The sequence below is a fragment of the Alcaligenes sp. EGD-AK7 genome (assembly GCF_000465875.3).
GTDB classification, from domain to species: domain Bacteria; phylum Pseudomonadota; class Gammaproteobacteria; order Burkholderiales; family Burkholderiaceae_B; genus Alcaligenes; species Alcaligenes phenolicus.
In genome coordinates, this window is the sequence record NZ_AVOG02000004.1 from 39,556 (window position 1) to 52,591 (window position 13,036).

Here is a 13,036-nt window from a genome sequence, read left to right on the forward strand (position 1 = left end):
GCAGCGGGCTTTTTTGCGTCTGAACACTATCCCTGAGAAGCTCAAGGGCCCTGCCAATTTTTGAGTGGCAGGGCTTGGGTGACAATACTACACAGGGTCAATAGTCGTGGCACCCCTTCTGTAATTCGGTCATGAAGCGGCCCGCATGAAACCCGTCACACTTGCCATCATCTTTTCCTGAATCTCCATACTGTCCATCCAGGCAAGTGTATAGAAAAACGCGGTAAGCAGTGCCAATCTGCGTTCTTCAACACCCTGCCTTAAACAGAAGCCGAACCACTCACAGAACTTCCTGCCTTTGCCTGAATCTGCGACAGCGTGCGGGAGGGATCCACCAAGACAAAACCCAGCACGGCTCCCAGCAGCAAAAGTACGGCCGTCAAGGCAAAACCCTGGTGAAAACCGGCAAGACCTGGCTCGGCCTGAATCAGTCTTCCCATCACAATCGGTGCAACCAGACCCGCTGTTGTGGACAAGGAATTGGTGATGGCCAATGTAGAACCTCGCTTTTCGATTGGGCTGATTTGCGCTGAGATTGCCGAACAAAGCACAAAACCGACCTGGGGGAAACTCAAGCCCAAGGCGATCAGCACAATCCCCGCTGTTGGACCCGGCTTCAAGTAAGCGGCCGCCAGCAGGCACAAGGCCCCTGCCAACAAGAAACCTACCGTGACCAGACTGCGTGCCACTCGGGACGAATACCCCTGACGCAAGAAGCGGTTGGACAGGTAAGAGCCGCCCGACACAATCGGGATTGCCACGAAAATGCACAAGGAGAACAGCCATCCCGCCGTGTCCGACGAGAAGTTCAGACCGCGTTGCAAATAAGCGGGCAACCAGGTAAAGACCAGCGCAGCACACCAGTACGCTACCCAGTACATCAGCAGGTTGCCGATGAAACTACGATTCAAAAGCACAGCACGGTAAGAGCAACGAGACTGCGGCATGTGCTTGCCTGCAGCGGGCGCCGCAGCTGCACTGATGGGACCGTCCTTGCCCAACAAGGCCCATACCACCAGCCACATCAGCCCTGCTGCCGCTGTCACCCAAAACACCGAGCGCCAGCCATGACTGATGGTCAAATACCCCACCAGGGGACCGGCCAGCAGCATACCAACCTGCCCACCCTGCATCACAATGGCCGTAGGCCAGGTACGCTCCTGATCCGGAAACCACTTGTAGCACGCGTGCAAGGCCAGGGGATAGGCAGGCCCTTCCCCTACTCCCAGCAAAATGCGACAAGCCATCAAGGCAATAATCGTGCTGGCTCCCATAGCGATCGGAACCTGGGCTACAGACCAGATAATGACCAGCCCCACCAGCAGCAAACGCGAGGACACCGTATTGGACACAAAACCCACCACAATGCCCGAGATCGCAAACAGGAAGAAAAAGCTGCCTGCAATGGTGCCAAACTGCTGTGGCCCAATGGCCAGCTCCTCCATCAACGGCACGGCGACCAAACCAAATATCGCCTTATCGGCAAAGTTGATCACCATGAACAAAAACAACAAGAACACCACGACGTAGCGCTGTCCTGGGAAATACTTTTTCTGGTTTTCCATGTCTCCCCCCAACTTGTCAAAAGTGCAGCGATACGATTAATAAGGACGGTCACCAATAATGGTGGCTCGGGCCATTTTGCGGGGCAAAGGAAAGTAGTCCTGAACGGCGTAATGCTGGGTGGCCCGGTTGTCCCAAAACGCAATGGTGTGAGGCTGCCATTTCAAGCGCACCTGATACTCCGGGTGACGGGCCTGATCCACCAAATACTGCAGCAGGAAATGAGCGCCGCTTTGCAGCTCGGGCATGCCACGGAAAAAGCCGGTTTCGATGTAATTGGCCAGATGGGTAGTCCAGCTGCTGACATACAAAATCCGCTGGCCAGTTTCTGGATGAGTGCGCACCACAGGGTGTGTTTGCGCTGGAAAACGATCTCGCAACGCAGCTCTGTCCTCCTCGGGGATACGGTCTATGAAACCGGGCAATAAATCGTGTACGGCTTCCAGCTCGTGCAAAATATTTTTGATGTGAGGCGGCAAGTTCTCATAGGCCAGTGCCATATTGCACCAGATCGTATCGCCCCCGGCGGGTGGACATTCAATGCAACGCAGAATGGAACCCATGGAAGGTTCGGCCCGCCAGCTGACATCGCTATGGTAGATATTCTCACGCCCCGGCTGCGTGTTATTGCCCCCCAGCAGCACCAGCTCGGGATAGTCCGGATCGTGTGGAAAAACCGGATGCACTTCCAGCTCACCAAAGCAACGGGCAAATGCAACATGCTGTGCCGCATTCAAAGGCTGGTCGCGAAACACCAGCAATTGATGCTTCAACAACAAGGCGCGCAGCTCCTGTACCTGCGTATCCTCCAGGGCCTGAGTCAAATCGACACCCGCTACCTCGACACCGATAGCGGGCGACATGATTGTGGTTTCCAAGCGGCTGGCTGCGATTGGGCTGTCTACGACCTGCGTCATGATCCTCTCCTGAATATTGTTTCGTTTCAAACGAAACAATATTAGCGTGAGAAATATCCAGTACAACTCGGTGATTACCCTTGAGACTTCAAATATGTGCGTCGCCGCTGAAATCGCTGCCAAAGCGCTGGACCATACGGTTCTCCAGGCGCGTCATCATCTCTTTAAAGGAGCTGAGCTCTTCCTGGCTAAGCACGGACGTCAGCTCCTGCTCCAGACCCAGAGCGATAGGCACAATGCGATCGTGCACTTGCTGGCCCTGCTCGGTCAGACACAGCAGATTGCTGCGCATATCGTTTTCATTATCGCGACGAGCAATTAACTGAGCGGCTGTCAGGCGAGAAACGGCACGGCTGACCTTGGCCTTGTCCATGCTGGTGCGCTCGGTCAAACTGCCCGAGGTCAGGGTGCCATAGCGTCCCAGGGTCGCAATGATGCGCCACTCTGGAATGGACAAACCAAATTGCTGTGCATGCTGACGCGCAAAGGTCACCGCAATATGCGAGGCCAGTATTGTGACTTGATAAGGGAGAAAATTCTCCAGGTCCAGGGTGGTTTTTTCCAACTCGCTTCCCAAGGCGCTAGTCCGCTTTCTGTAAGGAGTTTGATCATAGCATCGCCAGGCAATGGCTTCGCCGATTGGCTACCCAGCTTCTTTTCGATGCAACAAGAAAAAACAAGAGCGGCCTGCCCTGCAGTCATAGTTGTTTACTTTAGCTGCGCCCTAAATCCGATACGCTGGAAGATCACTTCAGTCAGGAGATGTTCATGCCAATTGCCATTGATCCCACCAAAGCGCCCGACACCACTCCTCCCGGCAAAACGCCCAACCCCGAGCCGGACCCTAAAAAGATTCCTGGCAATGAGCCGCCATCCAAAAAATAGTCAAAGGCCAGAGCTTTTGACGCTGCTATTTGCAGGAATTTGAACACTTGCTCGCCATACGCAGGTCGCATGTCATTACATTGAGATGCGGCCTGAAACGGCTGTCACATTTTCTGCAGTACAGTGAATCGTGGTGATATTTATTACAAACCATCACCCTACGCTAATTGGCAAGCTAGTTTGCAAACGCTATTACATCAACCACAAAATTATTTGAGGAGCATTGTATGGCCCAGCTAGACCGAGGCACCATGTGCATCATGTGCCAAACCCTTCCACTATCGCAACCCAACGCTCAACGACATCCTTACCTCAAACCCATCAGACGAGTCGATGACACTGACGAACAAAGCACCGAAAGTCTGTATCACTGCACTGTTTGTCACACCCATTGGCTATACCAACGCGACAAATGGGACGCCTGCCTGGGATTCAAATTATGGCAAGGAGGTCTGCAGGCATTTAACCGGCGGCATGTACCGCTTACCTTCCCCACTCAGAGTACAGACAGCAAAAAAACCAGAAAGCACAAAGGTCCTGAGCTGCTCTCTTGATCCTTGCTAGTCGCAGAACTAGCTCTATCCATACACGGGCAGCGCTGACACGCGGGCTGCCCTGTGAATCCTCCTGGCGCCCTGCCTGCCATTCAGCCACGGCAATTCCAGCACGAACAGGTCTGTTCTGCCTGCTCTGCAGTCGGTCATTTTTCTGAACCGAATGTTGCAAAGTTAAGACTATTAAAAAAAAATGCGCACTTGTTGCGCCGCAACATATATTATTTTTCCATAGTCGTTGTTCCTGCGGTGGTGAGATGAGCGGAGACAGGCGTCACAGAGCGCTGCTGTTATCTCGCTGCCCACCGACTAGGCAAGACCGGGGTCACGTGCCTAGCTAGCTTACTCGCCTTGCCGGAATTGTGTTGCTCTTCAACCTACAACACAGGTCCGCTTGCCTACCACTTGCGTTCGCGCTGTCGCACACCCTGCTGACAGCCGGAGAGTCGCTCAAACCGGCGTTGCCCGGTTGCACACAAGCCATCCACCAGGATTACCCATCCCGGTCGGCCCCCTCTCAACCGTCTCCTACCCCTCTCGGCGTTCCATTGCATCCGCAAGGCCAGCTTGCCTGTGTTTACTTCAGGAACACCTATGAAATTGATTACCGCCATCGTCAAACCCTTCAAGGTTGACGAGATACGCGAGGCCCTTTCCGATCTGGGCATACAGGGGATGACGCTTACCGAGGTCAAGGGATTTGGTCGTCAGAAAGGCCACACCGAGCTTTACCGCGGTGCGGAGTATGCAGTCGACTTCCTGCCCAAGATCCGCATTGAACTGGCTATTCCCGACGAGCAGTTGCAAAGCGTTCTGGAGGCCATTCAAAGCAGTGCCCGCACCGGACGTATTGGTGACGGCAAGATCTTTGTCCAGCCGCTGGACCATGTCATCCGCATCCGCACCGGCGAATGCGATGAGCAAGCCCTGTAATCGGAGACTCCATCATGAACAACGCTGATCTATCGTGGATGCTGGTCTCCACGCTTCTGGTACTGATGATGGCCGCGCCGGGCCTGGCCCTGTTTTACTCGGGGATGGTGCGTCAAAAAAATGCCTTGTCCATGTTGTCCCAGACCTTGCTGGTGTTCAGTCTGGGGGTGGTGCTGTGGTTTATCTATGGCTACTCACTGGCCTTTACCGCTGGCAATCCCTTGATTGGCGGTTTCGACAAGGTCTTGTTCAACGGCATGTTCACCGCTGTTGACCAACAGTTCTCCATGTCGGGCACCTTGCCTGAACTGCTGTTTGCGTCTTTTCAGGCCACCTTCGCCGGTCTGACTTGCGCTCTGGTTGTCGGTAGTCTGGCAGAACGTACCCGCCTGTCCGCCATCCTGGTCTTTACCGTGATCTGGTTCACTTTGGCCTATCTGCCCATTTGCCATATGGTCTGGTTTGCCGATGAACAGAACGGCGGCTTGCTCAACTCCCGTGGCGCGCTGGACTTTGCCGGTGGCACTGTGGTGCATATCAACGCCGGTATTGCCGGTCTGGTCGGTGCCTGGATGATTGGCCCCAGACTGAACTACCGTCGTGAAGCCATGCCACCTCATAACCTGCCCCTGACCTTTATTGGTGCTGCTCTGCTGTGGGTAGGCTGGTTCGGTTTCAACGCAGGCTCGGCTTTGTCGGCCAATGAAAATGCCACGCTGGCATTCTTCAACACCATGCTGGCAGCCGCCATCGGCGTTGTGGCCTGGACTTTGGGTGAATGGATCAGCAAAGGTCATCCTTCCTTGCTGGGTGCCTGCTCGGGTGCGATCGCAGGTTTGGTCGGCATTACCCCGGCAGCCGGTTTTGTGGCTCCTTCCGGCGCACTGGCCATTGGCCTGATTACCTCCCTGGCGTGCTTGTGGGGTGTGAATGTTCTGAAGCGCTGGTTACGCGCCGACGATACGCTGGACGTTTTTGGCATTCACGGTTTGGGCGGGATTGTGGGCGCTTTGCTCACAGGTCTGTTCAACGCACCTGTTCTGGGGGGGCCTGGTACTGCAGCTGGCAACAGTATCTGGATGCAGTTGTGGATTCAGCTCGAAGGCGTGCTGGTTACGCTGGTCTGGTCCGGTGTGGCTGCCTGGATTGCCTTCACCGTTGCCAAACTAGTCTGCGGCGGCTTACGTGTCGATGCTGACCACGAGCGCGAAGGTCTGGATATCCGTACCCACGGTGAAACGGGTTATCAACACTGAGATCCCATCATGATTCGTGCCAATCTTGCCTGCAGGCAAACTGCTCCCTTTACACACAGGCACAGGCCTAAAAGAAAAAGCCCTCTTTCGAGGGCTTTTTTTTATAGGCAAACCAGTTGCTTATTTTTCTTTGCGGTAAGCGTCGTGACAAGTCTTACAGGACTTGCCCACATTACCGAAAGCCACGCGGAAGGCATCAAAGTCGCCCGAATCGGAAGCCACTTTCAGCTTATCGATTGCAGCGGTGAAATCATCGGTAGCTTGCTTGAAACCCTGAGCATCGCTCCAGGCCTCAGCTTTGGTCTCGCCGCCTTCGGTACCAGCGCCAAATGCGCCCCAAGGCAAAGCCGCCAAAACCGTCAGCACTTCTACGTTTTTAGCGATTGCAGCCGCATCATACGGTGCTTCTTTTTTGGCCACGGGAGCCATACGACCAAAGTGCGAGCCAATCAGTGACATGCTGGCTTGACGGTAGTCCACGGCCTGTTCTGGCTTGGCAAACTGGGCGGTAGCAGGCGTGACAAACGCAGCACACAAGGCGGCAGCGGCAGTCAGAAACGCGAATTTTTTCATGTGAACTCCTGTGTGATGAAACATAAAACACTTCATAAAGCACTGGCTCAAGATACCCGGCTGGCTGTGCCCTTGTGCAAGAACACAGCCGTTTGGATTTAGATCGCCTGGGCCAACTTTACTGCCACACCCAGATAGCTGCGTGGAGTTAGCTCAAGCAAATAGGTTTTAGCGTCTGCGGGCAGTTCCAGACCGCCAATAAACTCGCGCAACGCTTCCTGAGTAATACCACGACCACGTGTCAGGGCTTTGAGTTGCTCGTAAGGCTGGGGCAAACCGTAGCGGCGCATCACCGTTTGAACCGGCTCGGCCAGGATTTCCCAGCATGCGTCGATGTCCGCATCGACAGCTGCGGCGTTCAGTTCCAGTTTGCCCAGACCACGCAGGCAGGCGTCGTAAGCCACCACGCTGTAACCCAGAGCCACGCCCAGGTTACGCAGCACGGTCGAGTCGGTCAGGTCACGCTGCCAACGGGAAATAGGCAGCTTTTCGGACAGGTGGCGCAGCATGGCATTGGCCAGGCCCAGGTTGCCTTCCGAGTTTTCAAAGTCAATCGGGTTGACCTTGTGCGGCATGGTGGACGAACCGATCTCGCCTTCTTTGAGGCGCTGCTTGAAGTAACCCAGGGAGATGTAGCCCCAGACGTCACGGTTGAAGTCCAGCAAGATGGTGTTGGCGCGAGCGATGGCGTCAAACAGAGCGGCCATCCAGTCGTGGGGTTCGATCTGAATGGTGTAGACGTTTTGCGTCAGACCCAGACCAGCCAGCACTTTCTGGCTGAAGGCTGGCCAATCAATTTCGGGGTAAGCCGAGAAGTGCGCGTTGTAGTTGCCGGTGGCACCATTCATTTTGGCCAGGGGCTGGACCGCAGCAATGGCCGCAATGGCGTTTTGCAGGCGAGCGGCCACGTTGGCAAATTCCTTGCCCATGGTGCTGGGGCTGGCAGGCTGACCGTGGGTGCGCGACAGCAAAGGCTGCTCGGCGTGCAAGCGGGCCTGAGCCTTGATGGCATCGCACACTTCTTGCAGTTGCGGCAAGATTACTTGTTCACGAGCACGCGTCAGCATCAGCGCATGCGAGGTGTTGTTGATGTCTTCAGAGGTGCAGGAAAAATGGATGAACTCAGCCGCAGCGGACAGCTCAGCGTGGTCGGCCACTTTTTCTTTCAACCAGTATTCCACGGCTTTCACGTCGTGGTTGGTGGTGCGCTCGATGGCTTTGATGCGGGCGGCATCGTCTTCCGAGAAGTTCTGCACCAGGCTCTTGAGTACCTCGCGAGCTTCGGCGGAGAAAGTAGGCAGTTCGGGCAGACCCGCGTCGGACAGGCCGATCAACCAGGCCACTTCGACCTCTACGCGATGCCACATAAATGCGGCTTCGGACAACAGGCCACGCAAGGGGGCGGTACGGCTGCCATAACGCCCGTCCAATGGCGACAAGGCATTCAGAGTGCTCAGGGTATCGGCTATGTGCATCGTTCTACAGAAAAGAAGGGGGAATAAAGTCAGCCCGCATTCTAACATTGCAGGCTGGCACCCGTATGCCACGCGTTCAGCATGGGGGCAGAATGCGACGGCTGTTCGAGGCTTTGACGAATAAACCACAGTTTTCCAACATTGTTTCCAGCGACAGGTTCAGGCCCGGCCTGCGGGACGTTCGCCCATAGGTTCCTGCTATACTTTTTGAGCCTGCAACTTTTGATAGCTTTTTATGAAACTTCTAGCTTCCCTCACCAGCCCATACGCGCGCAAAGTGCGTGTTGTCATGGCGGAAAAAAAGCTCGACTACGAGCTGATTCTGGAGGATGTGTGGGCCGATGACAGCGATATTCTGAAGCACAATCCACTGGGCAAAGTCCCCTGTCTGATTATGGATGATCAGGCAAATCTGTTTGACTCCCGCGTGATCGTCGAGTATCTGGATACCCTCTCGCCCGTCGGCCGCCTGATTCCCCAAGCCGGACGTGATCGCGCTGCAGTCAAATGCTGGGAAGCCATTGCAGATGGCTTGCTTGATGCCTGCGTTGCCATCGTGGTGGAAAAACGCCGTCCCCAAGAGCTGCGTCTACCCGCCTGGATTGACCGCCAAAACAGCAAGATTACCGCCGCCCTGCAATCCATGAACAACACCTTGGGTGACCAGTCCTTTTGCATGGGCACCAGCTTTAGCCTGGCCGACATTGCCGTAGGCTGCGCACTGGGTTATCTGGATCTGCGCTTTCCTGAACTGGACTGGCGCTCGCAGTACGGCAATCTGCAACGCCTGGATGAAAAACTCCAAGCGCGCCCCTCGTTTGCCAGCACCTTACCGCCTACGCAGTGAGCGTTGCGCCAGCAAGCCAGGGCCCATTCTTTTGAATGGGTTTTTTTATGCCTGCTGGTTCAGGCCTCGCCCAGCAATCGGTACATCCAGAAGGCCTCATCAGACTTCATGCGCTGGGCGAACTGAGCCGGTGAAAAGCCCGAAACCCGTTTGACCTCTCTGCCAAAATGAGACTGGTCGCTATACCCGGCTTGCAACGCCACATCAGACCAGACCGGATTTTCCTGCTGCTGCACCAAGGCAAAAGCCCGCTCGGCACGCACATACAGCTGCAGCTCACGCTGGCTCTGCCCGGCCCAACGCTTGAATTGCCTTTGCATCTGACGCAAGCCCGTTCCCGTGCGTGTTGCTGCCATCCTCATCCCCAATGCCGTCAACCAATGATGCAAGGTGGCAGCACCTTCTGTCGCCAGACAGCCATGAGCACAACGATGAATTGCCGCCTCCAGTTGTTCGAATAAAGGGCCTTCTTCTGTGCCAGCTTGCCCAAGTGTCTGACAGCTGGCAGCGGGCAAGACCTGCTCCATGGGCAGTACCTGATCCAGAAAGTCGCTGGCCTCGATACCAAACACACGTTTTAAGGCATCCGGGTACAGTCCAATCGAAATCGCATGGACAGGCCCCGGAGACCAGCTAATAGAAGGTGTGCGCGAAGGCCCGGCAAACAGCATGCCGGGCAGGGGCTCTGACAGTACCGGACTCCCTCCATCCACGGGCGTCTGCACCATGTGCAGCTGGCCATGGAAAACCCAGGACAACACCACCAGGGGCGAAGCCGGATAACAGTTCAGACGTTGCTGCGGCAGCAGATCCAGAGCACGGGTATCACGCTCCACGCCCAGATGGATAATGGACGCCGTTTTTCGGCTGGGGTGATGCAAACGGGCACAAGGCAAAGCAGACATGGGAGGTCGTTTCCGTTCTATCCGGCCCAGGCAAGCCGGGCCACACTGAAAGTCCTTTTATCCTACTTCAGCCCCGCCCTTTTATGCCCAAAACTATCTTGCAAGGTTCCTGGTCTCATCGTTGCCGAAGCGCCCTCACCCTCTGGTCCACCACCATAGACGTACTGGCTCGACGTATCATCGCCAAGCCGCTAGTGCGCGGCTGGTCTGTGCCTTTTGAAATCGCCACCCTGTTCTATCGCAAGCAGTTCAACCACGCCTTCCGCTTGCCAACCATAGCTGAAGGCCGCGCCTATTTCGACAGCTTGTACACGATTGCCGAACCGGACTTGCCCGTCCAGATGCAGGCCAGCACGTCCCCAGAACCGCGGGGAGACTGGTTCATTCCAGATCGTCCGAACAGCAGCAAAACCATCTTGTACTTTCATGGCGGCGGCTATGCTTTCTACCCAATCGTGTCACGCCACTTCATTCGTCTGCTGGCCTACAAGCTGCAAATAGCCATCTTCGCCGTGGACTACCGCCTGACCCCGGAGCACCCTCACCCAGCCCAACAGGAAGATGCGCTAGACGCCTACCGCTATCTGCTTGGACGTGGAATCCCCGCCCAGGATATTGTCCTGGCAGGCGACTCGGCAGGCGGACACCTGGTGCTGATGAGCTTGGTCAGCCTGCGTCAAGCGGGACTGCCCCAACCTTCTCTGGCCTTGGCACTAAGCCCCTGGACGGATATAGGACGACGCGGCGCCAGCCAGTTTGGTCATGATCGCTACGATATGGTGCAGGGCTATCAAACGCTGCAATACGGTCAATGGCTAAAGGGCAACGGCCCCTGGAGTGATGATCGGCTCTCGCCCATTGCACAGGATCTGCGCCATCTGGCCCCCATCTACATTCAGGCAGGGGGCAAGGAAATTCTGGTCGACATGATCCGGGATTTTGCCCGAGAGGCGCACAAGCAGGGGGCCAATATACGGCTGGATGTCTGGCCGGATATGACGCACGAATTTCATGCTTACGGCAGCACACTGCCGCAAAGCGAGCAGGCAATGACTGCGCTACGGACAGCAATTCACTGGACAGCTGGGGGAGTTTTTGAGCCGGCAGAAGAAACCGAGCTGAATGGGCTGGACTGTGCGTATGGCAAAGTCCAGCCAGAAAACATCAAGCCTGTGTGATGGCCTGCGTAATCATGTAGATCGCCAGCACGGTCAACATGCCAGCAAAGATGCGCTTGAGCGTCACCTGATCGATCTTGTGGGCCAGACTGGCGCCCAGGGGGGCGGTACAAATACTGGTGGCCGAAACAATCAACAAGGCCGGCCAGTAGATAAAACCAATCATGCCGGGGTGGCTGCCAAAGGTGGCCTGCCCGGACCAGATATAACCCACGCTATTGGCCAGAGCAATGAAAAAGCCCAAGGCGGCCGAGGTAGCGACGGCCTGCCGCACAGGCACATTGCCGCGCAGCATGAAGGGGACAGACAAGAAGGCCCCACCCGCTCCCAGCAGACCGGACACGAAACCGATCAAGGCTCCCATGGCAGCAATCCAGAATGGGGCAGGCAAAGAGCGGCCTTGCACCGGGGCCGACTTGCGTGCCATTTTGGAGGCCGAATACAGGACGAACACACCGAACACAATCGCCAGCGCCGTGCTGTTGATCATGGCAAAAATCGCGCCGCCCGACAGCAGCCCACCCAGGATCAGGCCGGGCACCATGACCTTGACCACATCCCAGCGAATGGCACCATGTTTATGGTGCGCCCTCACGCTGGACAAGGAGGTGAACAGAATCGTGGCCATGGCCGTGGCAATGGAAGCATGCACGGCCAGCTCTTGCGGCACACCAAACAGCGGTAGCAGAAAGGTCAGGAACGGCACCAGAATCATGCCTCCGCCAATCCCCAGCAGCCCGGCGGCCAAACCAATACCGGCACCCAGCACCAGCAAACTGATGACAAGAATGGGATCCATGCCCGCCTCTTATTGAATAATGCCGCCGCCCAGGCAGCGGTCACCGTCGTACAGGACCACGGATTGGCCCGGCGTTACGGCCCATTGGGGCTGATCAAAATGAAGAGACAGGCTGTCGCCTTCGGCAGCCAGGATCGTGCAGGCCGCATCGGCCTGGCGATAACGGGTCTTGGCATGAATCGGGCCCAGCGCTGGCGGATGGCCCGCTACCCAACTGGTCTGCTCGGCCTTCAATTCAGACTGCAACAGCCAGGGGTGATCGTGCCCTTGCACCACATACAGCGTGTTCGTGGCCAGATCCTTGCGGGCGGCATACCAGGCGTCGGCGGTACCGTCTTCGCGCTGCTTGCCCTTGACACCACCAATGCCCAAACCCTTGCGCTGACCATAGGTGTGGAAAGCCAGACCCACGTGCTGACCCAATACCTGCCCTTCCGGTGTTTTGATAGGACCGGGTTGAGTGGGCAGATAGCGATTCAGGAACTCGCGGAAAGGACGCTCGCCAATAAAGCAAATGCCGGTCGAGTCTTTTTTAGCCGCATTGGGCAGCTTCAGTTCCTCGGCAATACGGCGCACTTCCTGCTTATTGATCTCGCCCAAGGGGAACAAGGTGCGCGACAGTTGCGCCTGGTTCAGGCGATGCAAAAAATAGCTTTGGTCTTTGGACGCATCCAGACCTTTCAGCAACTGGTAGTCGGTGCCGCCCCCGGCCATGGGCACGCCACGCACACGGGCGTAATGGCCGGTGGCAATCCAGTCGGCACCCAAGGTCATGGCGTGATCCAGAAAGGCCTTGAACTTGATTTCCGCATTGCACAGAACATCGGGATTCGGGGTGCGACCTGCCGAATATTCCCGCAAGAACTCCGCAAACACGCGGTCCTTATATTCCGCAGCGAAGTTGACCGCCTCGATCTCGACCCCGACCAGATCGGCCACGCTGGCCGCGTCCAGCCAATCCTGGCGCGAAGAGCAAAATTCGGAGTCATCGTCGTCTTCCCAGTTCTTCATGAACAGGCCCACGACTTCATAGCCTTGCTCTTTAAGCAGCCAGGCCGAGACAGAGGAGTCCACGCCGCCGGACATTCCGATAACGACGCGACCTTTTTTGGTGGAAATAGTCATTGCAGTGATGATGAGAGGTGCCGCAT

12 protein-coding genes are annotated in these 13,036 nt (G+C 56.2%); 4 read left to right on the forward strand and 8 right to left on the reverse strand.

The genetic code is table 11. The annotated features are described in order from the left end of the window. Positions 1 to 260: 260 nt before the first annotated feature. The 3 genes from N879_RS07130 to N879_RS07140 form a co-directional block, all read right to left on the reverse strand. The gene (locus N879_RS07130) at positions 261 to 1,565 is read right to left on the reverse strand and encodes an MFS transporter (RefSeq protein ID WP_009456233.1); all 1,305 of its coding nucleotides are present in this window, start codon (positions 1,563 to 1,565) and stop codon (positions 261 to 263) included. Positions 1,566 to 1,601: 36 nt separating this feature from the next. Further along, positions 1,602 to 2,480 (reverse strand): TauD/TfdA dioxygenase family protein, encoded by an 879-nt coding sequence (locus N879_RS07135; protein WP_009456232.1) that lies wholly within the window; start codon positions 2,478 to 2,480, stop codon positions 1,602 to 1,604. An 88-nt stretch (positions 2,481 to 2,568) separates the two neighbouring features. Beyond that, a complete protein-coding gene (locus N879_RS07140) occupies positions 2,569 to 3,045 on the reverse strand; it encodes a MarR family winged helix-turn-helix transcriptional regulator (protein ID WP_009456231.1) in 477 nt (158 codons plus the stop codon). Positions 3,046 to 4,513: 1,468 nt separating this feature from the next. On the opposite strand from N879_RS07140, the gene glnK reads away from it, so the two are divergent. Further along, positions 4,514 to 4,852 carry a P-II family nitrogen regulator gene (gene glnK / locus N879_RS07145; protein ID WP_009456229.1) on the forward strand — a complete coding sequence of 113 codons (339 nt, stop codon included), beginning with the start codon at positions 4,514 to 4,516 and terminating at the stop codon, positions 4,850 to 4,852. Between the two features lie 14 nt (positions 4,853 to 4,866). After that, positions 4,867 to 6,108 (forward strand): ammonium transporter, encoded by a 1,242-nt coding sequence (locus N879_RS07150; protein WP_022983264.1) that lies wholly within the window; start codon positions 4,867 to 4,869, stop codon positions 6,106 to 6,108. A 120-nt stretch (positions 6,109 to 6,228) separates the two neighbouring features. Here the strand turns inward: N879_RS07150 and N879_RS07155 are convergent, their stop codons facing one another. Next, a complete protein-coding gene (locus N879_RS07155; protein WP_009456228.1) occupies positions 6,229 to 6,681 on the reverse strand; it encodes a c-type cytochrome in 453 nt (150 codons plus the stop codon). A gap of 98 nt (positions 6,682 to 6,779) precedes the next feature. After that, a complete protein-coding gene (gene purB, locus N879_RS07160; protein ID WP_009456227.1) occupies positions 6,780 to 8,156 on the reverse strand; it encodes an adenylosuccinate lyase in 1,377 nt (458 codons plus the stop codon). A 235-nt stretch (positions 8,157 to 8,391) separates the two neighbouring features. Between purB and N879_RS07165 the strand changes: the two genes are divergently transcribed. After that, positions 8,392 to 9,003: a glutathione S-transferase family protein gene (locus N879_RS07165; protein ID WP_009456225.1), complete on the forward strand. Its 612-nt coding sequence runs from the start codon at positions 8,392 to 8,394 to the stop codon at positions 9,001 to 9,003. Positions 9,004 to 9,062: 59 nt separating this feature from the next. Here the strand turns inward: N879_RS07165 and N879_RS07170 are convergent, their stop codons facing one another. After that, positions 9,063 to 9,908 (reverse strand): helix-turn-helix domain-containing protein, encoded by an 846-nt coding sequence (locus tag N879_RS07170; protein ID WP_009456223.1) that lies wholly within the window; start codon positions 9,906 to 9,908, stop codon positions 9,063 to 9,065. Positions 9,909 to 9,991: 83 nt separating this feature from the next. Here N879_RS07170 and N879_RS07175 point away from each other — a divergent pair, with 83 nt between their 5' ends. Next, a complete protein-coding gene (locus tag N879_RS07175; RefSeq protein ID WP_009456218.1) occupies positions 9,992 to 11,086 on the forward strand; it encodes an alpha/beta hydrolase in 1,095 nt (364 codons plus the stop codon). Here N879_RS07175 and N879_RS07180 read toward each other — a convergent pair. Next, positions 11,073 to 11,885, reverse strand: a complete 813-nt coding sequence (locus N879_RS07180) for a sulfite exporter TauE/SafE family protein (RefSeq protein ID WP_009456212.1) — start codon at positions 11,883 to 11,885, stop codon at positions 11,073 to 11,075. The two genes, N879_RS07175 and N879_RS07180, sit on opposite strands and share 14 nt — an antisense overlap. A 9-nt stretch (positions 11,886 to 11,894) precedes the next feature. Continuing rightward, entirely contained in the window at positions 11,895 to 13,010 is a 1,116-nt protein-coding gene (gene mnmA, locus N879_RS07185) for a tRNA 2-thiouridine(34) synthase MnmA (protein ID WP_009456210.1), read from the reverse strand. Between the last annotated feature and the right edge of the window lie 26 nt (positions 13,011 to 13,036).

Excerpts from the sequence above, each read along its gene's own strand:
- N879_RS07165 (WP_009456225.1), top strand. The coding sequence starts at position 8,392 with ATGAAACTTCTAGCTTCCCTCACCAGCCCATACGCGCGCAAAGTGCGT.
- N879_RS07155 (WP_009456228.1), bottom strand. The coding sequence starts at position 6,681 with ATGAAAAAATTCGCGTTTCTGACTGCCGCTGCCGCCTTGTGTGCTGCG.
- N879_RS07150 (WP_022983264.1), top strand. The coding sequence starts at position 4,867 with ATGAACAACGCTGATCTATCGTGGATGCTGGTCTCCACGCTTCTGGTA.
- N879_RS07135 (WP_009456232.1), bottom strand. The coding sequence starts at position 2,480 with ATGACGCAGGTCGTAGACAGCCCAATCGCAGCCAGCCGCTTGGAAACC.
- glnK (WP_009456229.1), top strand. The coding sequence starts at position 4,514 with ATGAAATTGATTACCGCCATCGTCAAACCCTTCAAGGTTGACGAGATA.
- mnmA (WP_009456210.1), bottom strand. The coding sequence starts at position 13,010 with ATGACTATTTCCACCAAAAAAGGTCGCGTCGTTATCGGAATGTCCGGC.
- N879_RS07175 (WP_009456218.1), top strand. The coding sequence starts at position 9,992 with ATGCCCAAAACTATCTTGCAAGGTTCCTGGTCTCATCGTTGCCGAAGC.
- purB (WP_009456227.1), bottom strand. The coding sequence starts at position 8,156 with ATGCACATAGCCGATACCCTGAGCACTCTGAATGCCTTGTCGCCATTG.
- N879_RS07180 (WP_009456212.1), bottom strand. The coding sequence starts at position 11,885 with ATGGATCCCATTCTTGTCATCAGTTTGCTGGTGCTGGGTGCCGGTATT.
- N879_RS07130 (WP_009456233.1), bottom strand. The coding sequence starts at position 1,565 with ATGGAAAACCAGAAAAAGTATTTCCCAGGACAGCGCTACGTCGTGGTG.
- N879_RS07170 (WP_009456223.1), bottom strand. The coding sequence starts at position 9,908 with ATGTCTGCTTTGCCTTGTGCCCGTTTGCATCACCCCAGCCGAAAAACG.